Raw genomic sequence first — 13,633 nt, forward strand, 5'->3', positions numbered from 1 at the left:
AAATCCTTATCTGGCAAGAGACTTAATTGATTAGTTCGCTCTAGAGCAAAAACAATTGACAAAAATCGCTAAATGCCTTTCTCTATAAGGGTTCCATCCCTTATAACCCCCGTCCATTGCATAACACAAACCGAAGAGCCATTGGAACGATACTAAGATTATCAGAGTAAGGAGAATAACAATTGTTTCAATCCCTAGTAGGGTTTAAGATTAATTGGAACGATAAAAACATCTGTCTTGCAAAAAGCAAGGAATGTTTCAATCCCTAGTAGGGTTTAAGATTAATTGGAACTCTTTTCACATTGGCTATTTAGCTAGAGAAATTGGTTTCAATCCCTAGTAGGGTTTAAGATTAATTGGAACCAATTTTCCCAATCTTAAGAATGGTAAACAGACGTTTCAATCCCTAGTAGGGTTTAAGATTAATTGGAACTCTAGGGACAGAAATTACTCTCTACAAAAAAGTTGTTTCAATCCCTAGTAGGGTTTAAGATTAATTGGAACTTTTTTGCAAAACTCGTCTTTTTTAGTCACGGGAGTATCGTTTCAATCCCTAGTAGGGTTTAAGATTAATTGGAACAAGCACTTCCTTCTCCTGACAATCCAGGGGATCCACGGTTTCAATCCCTAGTAGGGTTTAAGATTAATTGGAACTTTCATTTTTTTGCTCGCTTGTTTAATGGACTGATGTTTCAATCCCTAGTAGGGTTTAAGATTAATTGGAACGTGATGCGGGGCGGTTCCTGGGGCAGCTTTCCTAATAAGTTTCAATCCCTAGTAGGGTTTAAGATTAATTGGAACAGGGTAAACCGATTTACTACCTTAAAAAAGGTTTCAATCCCTAGTAGGGTTTAAGATTAATTGGAACCTAAGCGGTATTCCGATAATAGAGGGGTACTTATGGTTTCAATCCCTAGTAGGGTTTAAGATTAATTGGAACGCTTGAGTGTCAAGTCGCCCAACTGACCAAAGACGTTTCAATCCCTAGTAGGGTTTAAGATTAATTGGAACAACATTCCTTCAACTCCCCTCGTATCAAGCCAATGTTTCAATCCCTAGTAGGGTTTAAGATTAATTGGAACCATCTAATACAGTTTTTTCGATTTTTTCCATAATCAGTTTCAATCCCTAGTAGGGTTTAAGATTAATTGGAACCAAGGGGAATATCTAGCACCCTTAGAGTTGTGGGGGAGTTTCAATCCCTAGTAGGGTTTAAGATTAATTGGAACCTTTGATGCTTACCACCTGTAACAATCGAAAAGGATTGTTTCAATCCCTAGTAGGGTTTAAGATTAATTGGAACCCGAGCCACGGGGTAGCTACGGTGAAATAATGTCCGATTCAATCCCTAGTAGGGTTTAAGATTAATTGGAACTGTTATCATTAATCCTCCAAATTTTAGGTAAAGAATGTTTCAATCCCTAGTAGGGTTTAAGATTAATTGGAACTTGGATTAATGAAGCTATAGAAGCGGCTTACGAAAGTTTCAATCCCTAGTAGGGTTTAAGATTAATTGGAACTGTACAAGTCCATCGTTTGGTTGCCACCCATAACGGTTTCAATCCCTAGTAGGGTTTAAGATTAATTGGAACCTGATAGCTGGCAAGAGTGGTTTATGGATGTCAATGTTTCAATCCCTAGTAGGGTTTAAGATTAATTGGAACACGGACTGAAACGTTTTGCAGGGTATCTTGATTGGCAGTTTCAATCCCTAGTAGGGTTTAAGATTAATTGGAACGGGATGAGGAGTTTTTTATTCAGGGAGATTTTACGTTTCAATCCCTAGTAGGGTTTAAGATTAATTGGAACCGGATCATTTCTTCATTTCTAGTAGCTCTAGCAGGGTTTCAATCCCTAGTAGGGTTTAAGATTAATTGGAACTATTTTATTTCAAATACTATCCGATAGTTACCGTGTTTCAATCCCTAGTAGGGTTTAAGATTAATTGGAACTGATTGCTTTTCAGTTGCTTATTTTCCTGTTGCAGTAGATGGTTTCAATCCCTAGTAGGGTTTAAGATTAATTGGAACCAAGCCTCAAAATCCAGTAGAAAGTGTTAGCTATGTTTCAATCCCTAGTAGGGTTTAAGATTAATTGGAACCGCCCAGTGGTAAAAGCCGTACGCTATGGGATTTTCAAGGTTCCGTTGCGCCGCACCCGCAATAAACCCATTGTACAGCAAGTGACCCACTTCTTCAAGAACCCGCAAAACCTTACGGGATAAGGTGCGCCCCGCGTTGGAAAGGAAAATCATCTCGAATCTATATTGCATAAGCTTTTCAGCCACCAGATAATAGTTAAGGATTTTTACAGCTACCCGGAAGCGCAACCGAGCTAAACAAAAAAAATTGTATTATCCCGGGGTAACTCACCACCGATACGTTCCACTTTACCCCGACAACAGGCGCAGAGAAAATAAAAGCGGATGCTATCGGTATCGGGTTTGATCAACTTACTCAAGCGCCCGCGCAGCTTAGCGTACTGGGTATCGGTTAGATCGCACTCAAAAACACTATACTGCACCCGTTGGCCGTAGGACTTTAACGTATTGTGAATTTTGGTTCGTCGCTTATCATCGGAAATGTCGTAACTGACAACAAAATACATGACCGCCTCTATCTACTTTAAAATCAAGGGTGGATACTTATCCGTCTCATCCATCAGATATTTCGCCATTAGTCGGGCCTGAATCTCGAAAGCTTCTTGATAAGTACACTGTTTACCCATTACTGGATGCTTAAACTTCGATTGTTTCTTCTGTTCGTACAAGCGCAGGAAAATCTGTAAACCTTCTCTCGTCAAGGAAACCGCACCGCTTAAGGGTTCGGTGGTGAAATGTTCGGGGGTAAGATAAGGATGATTGACCCCATTGAGAACCACGGCATCAACGACGATCGCTCTAAATTCTTCCATCAGATCTAGTGCCAGCGAGGGGCGACCGTAGCGTTGATAGTGAAGATAACCGAGATAGGGGTCAAAACCGACCAAATTGATCGCACTCTGCACGTCATGGCGCAATAACGCATAACCCAGACTCAAAAGAGAATTGACCGGATCTCGCGGGGGGCGACGGTTACGCGAGGCAAAGGTAAAAGTATCACCGAGAATTAAGGAATCAAAACAACTGAAATAGGCTGCGCTTCCCGCTCCCTCTAACCCCCGGAGAGAATCGATCGCCGAGGTTGTTGCGATCGAGCCGATCGCTGCTTCCAGACAAGCGATCGCAGTTTGTAAATCCAACTCTTTTCGATCGCGTTGACGACGGAGCAGAATGTTGCGGTAATTCTTCAGCTTGCCGCGGACGAATCCCCGCACTAATTGAATGGCTTTCGGAGAATCGCCGGCGGCCTGCCATTGCGCTCGACGAACGAAAATATTTTTGGTCATCTCCGGTTCCAATCTACCGAGATAGCGTCCGGTGGATGTGACGAAACTGAGCGGAATATGACGTTCCAACAATTCGATCACCAATGCGGGAGAAACTGAACCCCGTCCGAAAATCACCACTCCTTCCACGTTCAATAGAGGTACATCGAGGATCGTTTCTTTGGATGCTTTAACCGTTAAACGCTCGTCATTTTTGCCGAGAAATGCGTCTTCTCTCGTCACATATACCGTTCCCATATTTTTTAGTCTTCCTCTCGATATCGTTGGACTTTTTCAGTTAATCGGGGCAAGCAGCGATCGAACAAACTGCATCCCTTGCAGCGGGGTGAATAGACCGCCGGGGGCATTTTTCCCGTCTGGATCAGGGTTTCAACTGCTCGGATCGTAGCGATCGCCCGTTGCCGTAAAGCAAGATCGATCGCCACCGGTTGACGCTGGTGAGAACTGGCATAGTAGATATAGCCGGTATCTAGCCTTTTTCCAGTCATTTCTTCCAAACAGATGGCTTGAGCGCACACCTGCAACTCGTCGTTATCCCATTCGCCTTTACTGCCCCGTTTGTATTCCACGGGGATAAATTCGCCGTCGTGGGACTCGATCAGATCGGCTTTACCGATGAGACGGTAATTATCTGATTTAAGCCAGATCGCCCGTATTTGCCATATTTCCTCCCGGTTTGCCGCCCCGACGGTGTGAACTCGCTCGTGTAAATTTGTTCCCTCGATCGTGTAGCTATTATCGAGAAATTCCCCGGCGACGAACATTCTCCAACAACGGTGGGGACAGTAGGCGTAATGGTTGAGAGCGGCGATCGGTATGTAATCAGATTCATCCATGGCTATCTTTTCTCCTTAGCAATTCTGCGAGTCATCCCCATTCCCATGGTGGTTTTCCGTCCCACTCCCGCGTAGAGGGCAAAATCCGCCAGTACATTAATCGCTTTAATCTTTGCGGGTTCCACCTCTCCCAAAAGACGATAGTGAATCTCGCCCACACAACCGAACGACTGGTTTTTATAGGCTTCATCGGCTAATTTCGTTTGAATATCGAAGAAACTAGGGAAAATCGACTCTAGGGCAATAGAATCGAAGGGGATACCGCTATAGCGATTCCAACGACCGAGAAGGCTATTAAACACCAGTTCCCGCGTCGGTAAGGCACTATCGAATTTTCCCTGCCGGAAGGTGACGGGGGTGGCGAAAAGGAAATCAAATTCCCGATTCGTTTCCGAGGCGTTTTCATACAGGTATTGATAAGTACAAGAGTTCGCCCAGGGTTGAACCGATTGCGGGGTAGCGAGGACGCTGGTGATAACCAGATCGGCGGAACCGAGATGCCAGGGGTGTTTTGGATTGAGATTCAACCAGAGCGAGGTTAATTTACCGAATAATCGGTCATCGAGCAGAGAAATCCGCCACCAGCAGGGAGTTTCGGGGGCGATTGGCCGTTCGTGTCGCCACTGCGGGGAATTTATCGTTTTTCCCCCGGATTGCATCTGTAGTGGCGATAAGGTAAAAGCTTTATCTGCCTCGGCTGCGTGTAGAATTTTCCCTAATTCCTGATCAACACTACTGACAAGGGTAAGGAATAGCGCGTGAAGGTGTCGTCCGGTGAGAAAATTCGGATAGATCGGCGATCGGGGTGTGAGATTGAGAACGAGACTGTAGGGCATTAACTTAATCGGGCCTTGGCAAAAATTTGTCTGGGGGTTAGGGTTAAATCGGGGAGGAGAATATCGCTAATTTCGTCATCGCCTTTTTTAATCGCCGGGGGTGCGTCGGGATAGAAAATTGTGATCTGCTTGGCCCGGGGATCGACGATCCAGACGCGACTGACTCCCGCTTTTAGGTAGTCCACGGCTTTTTCGCTCAGGCTGCTGAAAGATTGTTCCGGAGAGATAATTTCGATGACTAATTCCGGGGGAACGGGACAAGCTTCATCGGTGAGGGGAATATCTCCTAACCTTTGCGGGGAAATGTAGAGAAGATCGGGAACCGGACACCAATCTCGATCGTTTTTGCTGAGAATGATCGCCCATTCGATTCCCACTTCTCCCCGTCCTTGATTCCAGCGATCGAGTACGAGAAATAAAGCACCAGTTAAACGAGAATGAAAGAATTTCGGTGACATTTTTGCGATCGCTTCTCCATCGACTAATTCATAGGTAATATCGCCCTCGGGATCGGTTAGCGAGAGAAATTCTGGTAAAGTGAGGGGTTTAGAAGAGATAAGAGTCATGGTCAATTTTCAACCGAAGTGATAGGACAATCGAGCGGGAATTTTCAGATCGGGGCGATCGCTTATAACGAGACTGTAGGGCATTAACTTAATCGGGCCTTGGCAAAAATTTGTCTGGGGGTTAGGGTTAAATCGGGGAGGAGAATATCGCTCATCTCGTCATCGCCTTTTTTAATCGCCGGGGGTGCGTCGGGATAGAAAATTGTGATCTGCTTGGCCCGGGGATCGACGATCCAGACGCGACTGACTCCCGCTTTTAGGTAGTCCACGGCTTTTTCGCTCAGGCTGCTGAAGGATTGTTCCGGAGAGATAATTTCGATGACTAATTCCGGGGGAACGGGACAAGCTTCATCGGTGAGGGGAATATCTCCTAACCTTTCCGGGGAAATGTAGAGAAGATCGGGAACCGGACACCAATCTCGATCGTTTTTGCTGAGAATGATCGCCCATTCGATTCCCACTTCTCCCCGTCCTTGATTCCAGCGATCGAGTATAGAAGATAAAGCCAGAGTTAAACGAGAATGAAAGAATTTCGGTGACATTTTCTGGATAGCTTCTCCATCGACTAATTCATAGGTAATATCGCCATCGGGATCGGTTAGCGAGAAAAATTCCCGTAAAGTGAGGGATTTAGAAGAGATAAGAGTCATGGTATATAGTTTCTAGTGTAGTGAACATATCCCGCGCCAGATAAAAATCAATCTTGTGTTAGAGCCTTAGTGTAGTTAATAACTACTGATCTATCCTTTGTGGGGTTATACCGAAGTCTTTCTTGATAGCCATTTGATCTGCATTTAATAAAAACTCTAGGCAAGTCTTTAAACCCTAATTCATGATCATATATGGCTCCCTCCTGAACTGCACAGACTTTGATCACCATGTCTTTACTGTATGCACATCCCCAATATTTTAAAGGTTCTAACTTATATCGAGTTTCTTCCTTGTCGTAAATCCATTCGTACACAGACACATTAGCGTATTGATTTGTGTAATTTCCTTCATTATTGATTAAACGATCAATGGGGACTTGAATTTGAGGAGATTCTTTGACAATTTTTTCTAAACTATCACCCTGCTTACCGTCATCATATACCAAGGTAACGGATGGAGTCCAGCTACGGGTGATTACTAATCCTTTTTCATGAGCAGATTGACAAGTGAGATCGGCATTATAAACATAGTCTTGCAACAGGGAAAAAAGCTCAACAACTCGATAATCATCAATTTTCTGTTTTGTAGAAACACAATTCATGATCGCTTTCGGATCAAAGTTTCGAGCGTGCAAACCCTTAAGAATTATTTTATAATCCTCTAGCTCTGCCTCGCTTAAAGTATTAATAAATTCAGGAATATTATTGCCAATAACAATGATTTTTGCATCTTCAACATTACCTTTACGATTGCAACGTCCCGCTCGTTGAATTAAACTTTCTGGGTTACACAGTTGAGTAATCAAACGGGTACTATTTAAATCACAACCAACTTCGATCGCACTGGTAGTGACCAGAATATAAGCTTGGTCATTTTCATCTCTCTCTTTTAATCTTTTATAAAGATTGGTGCGAGAATAATGGGAAGTTTTGGGAATATCTGACAAACGACCATGGTAGAGAAATAAAAATTCATTTTGTTCTGAAGATTTAATGTTTAATTTCTGTTTTATTTTTTCATAAATTGCTATCGCATCTTTAACAGTTTCTACAGAAACGATGATACGATGGCTTGGGGTAGAGTTCCATTCTTCAAGTGCTATTGAGGTCAACTTTTGTTGTAAATTTGTTGGCTCTTTTACATCATAAACAATATCATCAACCCATTCAAACTGTTTTAAATTAGAATAGTCTTGCTTCAAAATTTGCTGATAAAAATTATTTAGCTTCTCTAGATTGTCCTGAACATCAATATAATCGATCATGTTATCCGCAAGATAATCGAATCTTTCCAGATGATTTTGTGATAAAGTTGCCGTCATTAAAACAAGCGAGCGTCCTGCTTCATACAAAGCTTTAACCAAACTGCAAAAGTTAGTAAACGAAATATCATCATAGGTATGAGCTTCATCAAAACAAATCAGTGTATTACCATGGTGAATTCGATAGGGAAAGATGAATGATTTTTGCTTATCACCATAGCCAAAGTATCGATATATAAATTTATCAATTGTTGTTAAAATAATATCTCCTTTGTATAAATGTCTTCGAGAATTATTGCTAGATTTAACTTCTCCATCTAGATAAACATATCGATTCATTTCGGTTCCTGTATCTATCACCAAAGACACTTCACGTCCTTTGTGTAGGAGTGAAAATTGTTTTAAATATTTCTCGCATCTCTGTTTTTGATCTTCTAACAAACTTCGTGCAGGTAGGGGTATAATCAGGCGAGGTCTATCTTCTTTTGTAGATAGCATAGCTAAAAAGGGAATAATAATCGCTTCAAATTTTCCTACTCCTGTAGGAGCTTTAAGTATAAAAGCTGGATGTTTGTTTTTAACAATCGTTTGAAACACTTCCTCCTGCATTGGATTAGGTTGAAAATTCGCTAATTCTCTATACCACCACAAAATTGCATTTTCTGATTTTTCTGATGGGGAATAAGTGTTTGAATTATCAGGTTTGATAATGGCAGTAATTGCTCTATCTTCACTGATTGTATGTTCGCTTTTTTTCCACCACTCTTTAACAAGAGTATTCAATTTACCTCCTAATTCCTTATCTTTTCCGTTTTCGTGTAATTGTTGGAGTTGATTTTTATCCTCGTCTGACAAGTTATAGGTCCACGAACGAAAATTTAAAGTGATAGTTGGTTCTCTAAAAGGATAAGGATCGAGATAAAAAACACGGTGGTTGCTATCTTCGGATGTACCTTTAGTTATTGTAAAATCCATAAATGTGCGAGATTTTGCCTGTTCGTCGTCTCCAATGACACGACAAGCTAATTCCGCTTCAATTTGATCGCACATTTCCAAAATATAAAGTTCTTTGGCGTATTGTAAGGGGTCTTTAGAGAAAATCTTCTGATATTTAGGATCTTTTTTTAATTGATAGGTATCCTTGATAATTTCCTTAGTTGAATAGTCATGATGTCCTCTCGCTAGAGCCTGCACCCAAAGATTTTGTGGTTCATCTACTTTAAATCGATGCCCTTTAAATGAATAAGTATATTTTGTAAACTCTCCCCGTTTATTAGTTTCAACGCGAATTTTGAAGGTTTGTGGTTTAGCTTTGTCGTGTAAATTGATTCCTTCAATAACTCGTTCTAGAGAAAAGTTGTCATCTTGCCATTTTCTGGCTAATTGTCTAACATTACCTACATGATTACCCAGGGGTTGAAAAAGAATTTTATCAGGGGCAATTGTAGGTTCGCCTGAAAAAAACACGCGGCCGAATTTGAAAAAAGGTTGAGGGTTAGATTTAGACATTAATTGATTCTCCTTGTAAAAGTTCCACGAGTGCTACAGGAATCTGAAGATTTCCATCCGTATAGAAATCTAAAGTGGGTAAAGGATTGGCTTTTTCGGGATAGTAAGCGGCAACAAAGGGGATAAAACCATTAATAGGCGATCGCTCTGTGTCAAACAATCCCTTATCCTCATCTTGAGTCTGATCTGCTGACCATTCATGACGATAGAGATTATAAATATCACAACGATTGATACAAGGATTTCGCTGTATTAAAGCTTCCATGGGAACAACAGTTGACGGGTGAGCGGAAAGAATCTTTCTTTGGAGTCGTATAGATTCAGATACCTCGTCAATCACCGCAAATCCTTCCTTACCAATTTTACATCCGACTCCTTGTAGGCTAGAAAATGCCTCTAGACTGGACTTAGATTCGCTTACAACATAGCCGATTAACTCCTCAGCGATAAAATATTCCCAAGTGTGTAACTGAAAGTTTTCTCGATCGCCATCAATGTATAGTCTAGAAAAAACATCATGGTTAAACGATCGAGTTCCTTTGCGATGAGTACGATGGACTCCAGACCATTTATCTAGGACTGGATAGGCTCCTAACGCTATATACTGACGAGGTAGGGTGAAATAAGGCGGATTTTCCTTGTTAATGCTGGTTTCAGGGATATCTAATCCCTCGCTTAACATTACTATCCGTCGGAGAAACCCAGAAAAAGTAGTCGGTGGGACGAAGGGATAGGTGGCGATATTGAGAATCGATCCAGGCAGTATGCGAAATGTCATCGCCGCCGTTGGGATAATCTTAAAGGTCAGGCAATACATGATTTATGCTTGTAAAACTGTATCGACGAATATTGCGGAGTATTCTTGCAATTTGGCTAACGCTTCATTGCCTATCCAGCGATCGAAGTGCGCTTCTTGAATATGATTAGTGAAATTAGTTTCAGGATACAGTGCCAAATAAAGGAAATCATTGATCGCCTTTTGCGGGTCGGTTTCCGAGGGAGAAACGATTGGACGCTTCCCTCTAGGAGATAAATATCTATCCAAAACCAGAAGCGGGGTACGATCGTCCGTTTCCGCGATAGCAATTCCTTTCGGATTTCCTGAACCTATGCGAGGTAATGAATCTAAGAAAGCATAAGCGACAGCTGAAAAGTCTTGATCGGTGATACTCAGAGCGTGGTTATAAACGGGATAGAGAATGCCGGGTTGATTGTATTCTCGTCTAAAAGGTGTGGGAGTTTCATCATTGCGATTGACCAATAAAGCGGGGTGCATTGCTCGTTGTTTTTCGACCGGGTAAATCTCTTGTATGGCAACACCTCCACCATGAGTTACCCGACCGATTAAAGTCCGTTTTCCTGGATCGAGTGCGCCAAATGTAGCACAAATCGGACAAGTGGGTTCAGCACAGGTTTTCGGGATTCCGCAGTTTTGTTTATCTCCTAGCAGCTCTCCACTTTTCACAGGAGACCATAGTAAACAACGTCGTTCAACTCCTCGCCGTTTGGTCGGAGAAATATAACATTTTTCAATTTCTTTACCATCTTTTGTACTCAGTTTAACGATTTCAACTAAGTTAACATTAACCTGTACTTCATGTCCTAGGTAAAGCTCTTGAGAGCCTTCGAGAATGGCATAAATATCAAAATGCAATCTAGGTTTATTAGCATCAGTCTTAGGTAGTCCAGTCGTCACTTTAGATTCGGTAGCCATCGTTATTTATCTCCTTTAGATGAAAGTTTACGAACCAATTCAGGAAACCGCGTATAAAGAGAAAGTTTGAGATTATAAGTTAAATTCTTCCACTCTTTTTCTTGTGCATAATTACCTACTTGATCAGGATTGGCAAAATAAGCGTAAGATTTGGTGATGTCGTCAGCATAAAAAACAAGCCATTTTTTACCCGAATTATCAACTTCTTCTCTATTAGTGATTTCTAGCTTATTTTCTAGCATTTTTTTTGCTTGTTCGTAGATAAAGTAATTGTCAGGATTGTGATATAGCCTTGCTTGAACACTAATTTTCTTTTCATCTCCTAATGTCGCATAATAACTAAAAGCAACAGGATCATCTACTTTTTCTATTAATTTACTTACCTCACGTTCTGCATCTTCTGGCTTCATTAATTTTTTAGCAGTACTTTCTAAAGATTGGGCAAAAGCGTAAGTTAATCCTGTCAATGCGGCCACGTCTTCATATAATTTGGCGCGTTTCCCAAGTGAATCGATAGTCATATCTTCTCCTCGAATATCTTGAATGATGGTTTGCAAATATTGTTCCCTAACTCGTTCCAATAATAAGCGGTCAGAAATACTGGAAGCTTTAAGTAATGTATAGTCTGCTAAGTAGGGTGAATCTTGTTGTACATAACGAATCGCATCTCCTAGTTTAAGGTTAATATCTTTCCCACTGACGATAATTGATTGATCATAACCTTCTATCAAACCTTTAATAAATATTAATTGACGGCTTACTAAAACTTTTTCTGTTCTTTGAAGCTGAAGAACAAATTTAAAATCTTTAATAACCTCTAAGGGAAAAATCGAGGCAACTTTTGCTAAAGCATATTGAAACTGTCCTAGTTTTTTTGAAGCGGTATCTCCTGTGATTGTTTTTTCAGAAGTTAGGGCAATGTAACAACCCGAAGATAAATGTACTTCTTTATTGGTTAGCATTCGCAAGTAGTCTTTGATTTTAACTTTCGTTACACCTCTATCATCTTGAGATTCAAGTCGTAACATAATACTATCATCCGTTACTTTTAAGGGGGAGGCAAACGATAATACAGAACAAGAAGAGCAAATGAAAGGTCTATCTTCACTAGAGGATGATTGACGACGTTGAGACGGTCGCTCGAACATAAATCTAGCTACTCTCCATCGCGCAGTTTTAGCATCTAAAGTTACTCCGCAAGAGTAACAAAAATCCTTACCATCGTCTCCCGCTGTCCTTGCTGCTAAAATTTTTGGGTTAATAGTTAAAAGCGGTTCTGGAATGGTTTCGAGTTTTGGATTTTCTAACAAACGATACATCTCTAATATACATTGAGTGAAAATATCGCCACGAGTCGAGTTAATTTGTTCTGTGGCCGTTTTGTTAAAAGATTTAGTGATCGCCTGAATTGGTTTCAATAGATCGGTTTGTTTTTGTTTGTTTAGAAACTCAAACGGATTTCCGTCCGATTCTTCTAGAAATCTCTGCTTCTCCTCGATCGATCCTTCCTGAAAAATAATTTGTGACTCTATTTTATCCTTTTGCTTCTGTAATTTGCTAACTTGAGCTTTTGACAAACCAGTTTTTTTCAATTGCTCATCAATGGTTCTTATCTCATGATAAATAGATTGTTGCTCATCTAATAATTTAGACAAAACTTTCTGAAAATAATCTCTATATTTATTAAACTCTTTAGCTTGCATTTCCTGCTTGCTTTTTAGCTTCTTTTCAGTGGACTCTAAATCTTTCGAGTTAAGTTCTTCGGATTTAATTTTCTCAATAAGTTGAACGATCTCAGTCTCACGCTTCTCTTGGCGATCCTTTACTTGCTCGAAAATAGCTAAATAAAAAGCCGCTAACACCTTGGCTTGATCTCTGGTAATTATCGGAATTTCTAGGGTGCTAAAACCTCGTCCCGCTAAGGTAACACTTTTTAGCATTGTGATAAAAGTTTGCATTAATCCTGATAGCTGATATTGAAAATCACCATAGATAGAAAAAATAACTTTCGTGATAAATTCTATCCAAAGCTCCTCTATATTATGTGATTGTTGAGTTTGTGGAATAAAAATCTGCACATGGTAATTACTTTCATGCAGGGAAACAATCTGATATTTTTTTTGCAAAAACTCTAAAAACCGATCAATCGTGCTTTCATGAGTTAATTTTGCTTGTAGCTCTCCCGGTGACGGTGATTTGTACACAAGCTGTATTTCACCTATCTCTCGTTCTCGATAAAAAACTTGATTCCCTTGAAACGTGGGTTTAATGAACTCGCTTTCTTTTTGAGGTTGAGAAAGTCGTAACTGTCTAACCAATTTAGGACGATCAAAAGTTTTGGCGATCGCTATCGCTCTTGGATCGTCAGCTAAAGCGGAAATCAATGTCGAGTCGGTTTGAGCGATCGCATTTGCGGTCAAAGCACTCAATAAGATAGTAATTTCAAGTTCGCTAATCTCTTCCGAAGTCGTAACCGCTTTTGTATCTTGCTCTGGAGAAACATTCTCGAAAAGTGAAAGTTGTTTAATCGACATAGTGCTGTCCTTCCTTGATTTCTTATCTTGAGGGAGTAGGCTGAAAAGTGCCTACTTCCGCTCTCTAGAGGCGTTATTGCCAGGATTCTAGGTTAAATCAGCGAAAATTCTGACTTCGCCTTCAGAATCCAAGACTGGAGACTGCCTCAGTTCTTTGATTTGGCACTGAAGAAGCTCCGATTGGTCTGGAAAACGCTCGATTTGGTCTTGACAACGCTCGATTTGCTGGCAAATCTCGTCAAAAGCAGGCATTACTGACCTCCATTTTATTTTGATTGAGGTGGGTATCCATCTGGGGTCAGCTTTGCTATAATGCAAGTACATAAATTTTTCTATAGA

11 protein-coding genes and 1 CRISPR repeat array are annotated in these 13,633 nt (G+C 40.8%); all 11 genes read right to left on the bottom strand.

Annotated features, from left to right (window positions below; genetic code table 11):
• The first annotated feature begins 184 nt into the window (after positions 1–184).
• Positions 185–2,101: direct repeats of the CRISPR family, unit length 37 nt; unit sequence GTTTCAATCCCTAGTAGGGTTTAAGATTAATTGGAAC.
• Between the two features lie 233 nt (positions 2,102–2,334).
• Positions 2,335–2,607, bottom strand: a complete 273-nt coding sequence (cas2, locus tag O9290_RS15710) for a CRISPR-associated endonuclease Cas2 (RefSeq protein ID WP_002742874.1) — start codon at positions 2,605–2,607, stop codon at positions 2,335–2,337.
• Between the two features lie 12 nt (positions 2,608–2,619).
• Positions 2,620–3,624: a type I-D CRISPR-associated endonuclease Cas1d gene (cas1d, locus tag O9290_RS15715; protein ID WP_288057530.1), complete on the bottom strand. Its 1,005-nt coding sequence runs from the start codon at positions 3,622–3,624 to the stop codon at positions 2,620–2,622.
• A 5-nt stretch (positions 3,625–3,629) separates the two neighbouring features.
• Complete coding sequence (gene cas4, locus O9290_RS15720) at positions 3,630–4,223, bottom strand: CRISPR-associated protein Cas4 (protein WP_002778669.1); 594 nt, start codon at positions 4,221–4,223, stop codon at positions 3,630–3,632.
• 2 nt (positions 4,224–4,225) lie between these two features.
• Positions 4,226–5,059, bottom strand: coding sequence for a CRISPR-associated endoribonuclease Cas6 (gene cas6 / locus O9290_RS15725; protein WP_288057531.1), 834 nt, complete (start codon positions 5,057–5,059; stop codon positions 4,226–4,228).
• The gene (locus tag O9290_RS15730) at positions 5,059–5,625 is read right to left on the bottom strand and encodes a Uma2 family endonuclease (protein WP_190720998.1); all 567 of its coding nucleotides are present in this window, start codon (positions 5,623–5,625) and stop codon (positions 5,059–5,061) included. The genes cas6 and O9290_RS15730 overlap by 1 nt, the downstream gene beginning before the upstream one ends.
• Positions 5,626–5,708: 83 nt before the next feature.
• Positions 5,709–6,275, bottom strand: a complete 567-nt coding sequence (locus O9290_RS15735) for a Uma2 family endonuclease (RefSeq protein ID WP_288057533.1) — start codon at positions 6,273–6,275, stop codon at positions 5,709–5,711.
• Between the two features lie 47 nt (positions 6,276–6,322).
• Positions 6,323–9,046, bottom strand: coding sequence for a CRISPR-associated helicase Cas3' (gene cas3 / locus O9290_RS15740; RefSeq protein WP_288057536.1), 2,724 nt, complete (start codon positions 9,044–9,046; stop codon positions 6,323–6,325).
• Positions 9,039–9,863 carry a hypothetical protein gene (locus tag O9290_RS15745; protein ID WP_288057538.1) on the bottom strand — a complete coding sequence of 275 codons (825 nt, stop codon included), beginning with the start codon at positions 9,861–9,863 and terminating at the stop codon, positions 9,039–9,041. Before O9290_RS15745 ends, cas3 begins: the two co-directional genes overlap by 8 nt.
• Before the next feature lie 3 nt (positions 9,864–9,866).
• Positions 9,867–10,760 carry a hypothetical protein gene (locus O9290_RS15750; protein WP_012266052.1) on the bottom strand — a complete coding sequence of 298 codons (894 nt, stop codon included), beginning with the start codon at positions 10,758–10,760 and terminating at the stop codon, positions 9,867–9,869.
• A gap of 2 nt (positions 10,761–10,762) precedes the next feature.
• Entirely contained in the window at positions 10,763–13,294 is a 2,532-nt protein-coding gene (locus tag O9290_RS15755) for a hypothetical protein (protein WP_288057539.1), read from the bottom strand.
• A gap of 87 nt (positions 13,295–13,381) precedes the next feature.
• On the bottom strand, positions 13,382–13,546 hold the full coding sequence (locus O9290_RS15760; RefSeq protein WP_193958607.1) for a hypothetical protein: 165 nt from the start codon (positions 13,544–13,546) through the stop codon (positions 13,382–13,384).
• Positions 13,547–13,633: the final 87 nt, after the last annotated feature.

The sequence above is a fragment of the Microcystis sp. LE19-41.2A genome (assembly GCF_027530405.1).
GTDB lineage: Bacteria > Cyanobacteriota > Cyanobacteriia > Cyanobacteriales > Microcystaceae > Microcystis > Microcystis aeruginosa.

Coding starts and splice junctions, on each gene's coding strand:
- cas4 (WP_002778669.1), bottom strand. CDS start 4,223: ATGGATGAATCTGATTACATACCGATCGCCGCTCTCAACCATTACGCC.
- O9290_RS15730 (WP_190720998.1), bottom strand. CDS start 5,625: ATGACTCTTATCTCTTCTAAACCCCTCACTTTACCAGAATTTCTCTCG.
- cas1d (WP_288057530.1), bottom strand. CDS start 3,624: ATGGGAACGGTATATGTGACGAGAGAAGACGCATTTCTCGGCAAAAAT.
- cas6 (WP_288057531.1), bottom strand. CDS start 5,059: ATGCCCTACAGTCTCGTTCTCAATCTCACACCCCGATCGCCGATCTAT.
- O9290_RS15755 (WP_288057539.1), bottom strand. CDS start 13,294: ATGTCGATTAAACAACTTTCACTTTTCGAGAATGTTTCTCCAGAGCAA.
- O9290_RS15750 (WP_012266052.1), bottom strand. CDS start 10,760: ATGGCTACCGAATCTAAAGTGACGACTGGACTACCTAAGACTGATGCT.
- cas2 (WP_002742874.1), bottom strand. CDS start 2,607: ATGTATTTTGTTGTCAGTTACGACATTTCCGATGATAAGCGACGAACC.
- O9290_RS15735 (WP_288057533.1), bottom strand. CDS start 6,275: ATGACTCTTATCTCTTCTAAATCCCTCACTTTACGGGAATTTTTCTCG.
- cas3 (WP_288057536.1), bottom strand. CDS start 9,046: ATGTCTAAATCTAACCCTCAACCTTTTTTCAAATTCGGCCGCGTGTTT.
- O9290_RS15760 (WP_193958607.1), bottom strand. CDS start 13,546: ATGCCTGCTTTTGACGAGATTTGCCAGCAAATCGAGCGTTGTCAAGAC.
- O9290_RS15745 (WP_288057538.1), bottom strand. CDS start 9,863: ATGTATTGCCTGACCTTTAAGATTATCCCAACGGCGGCGATGACATTT.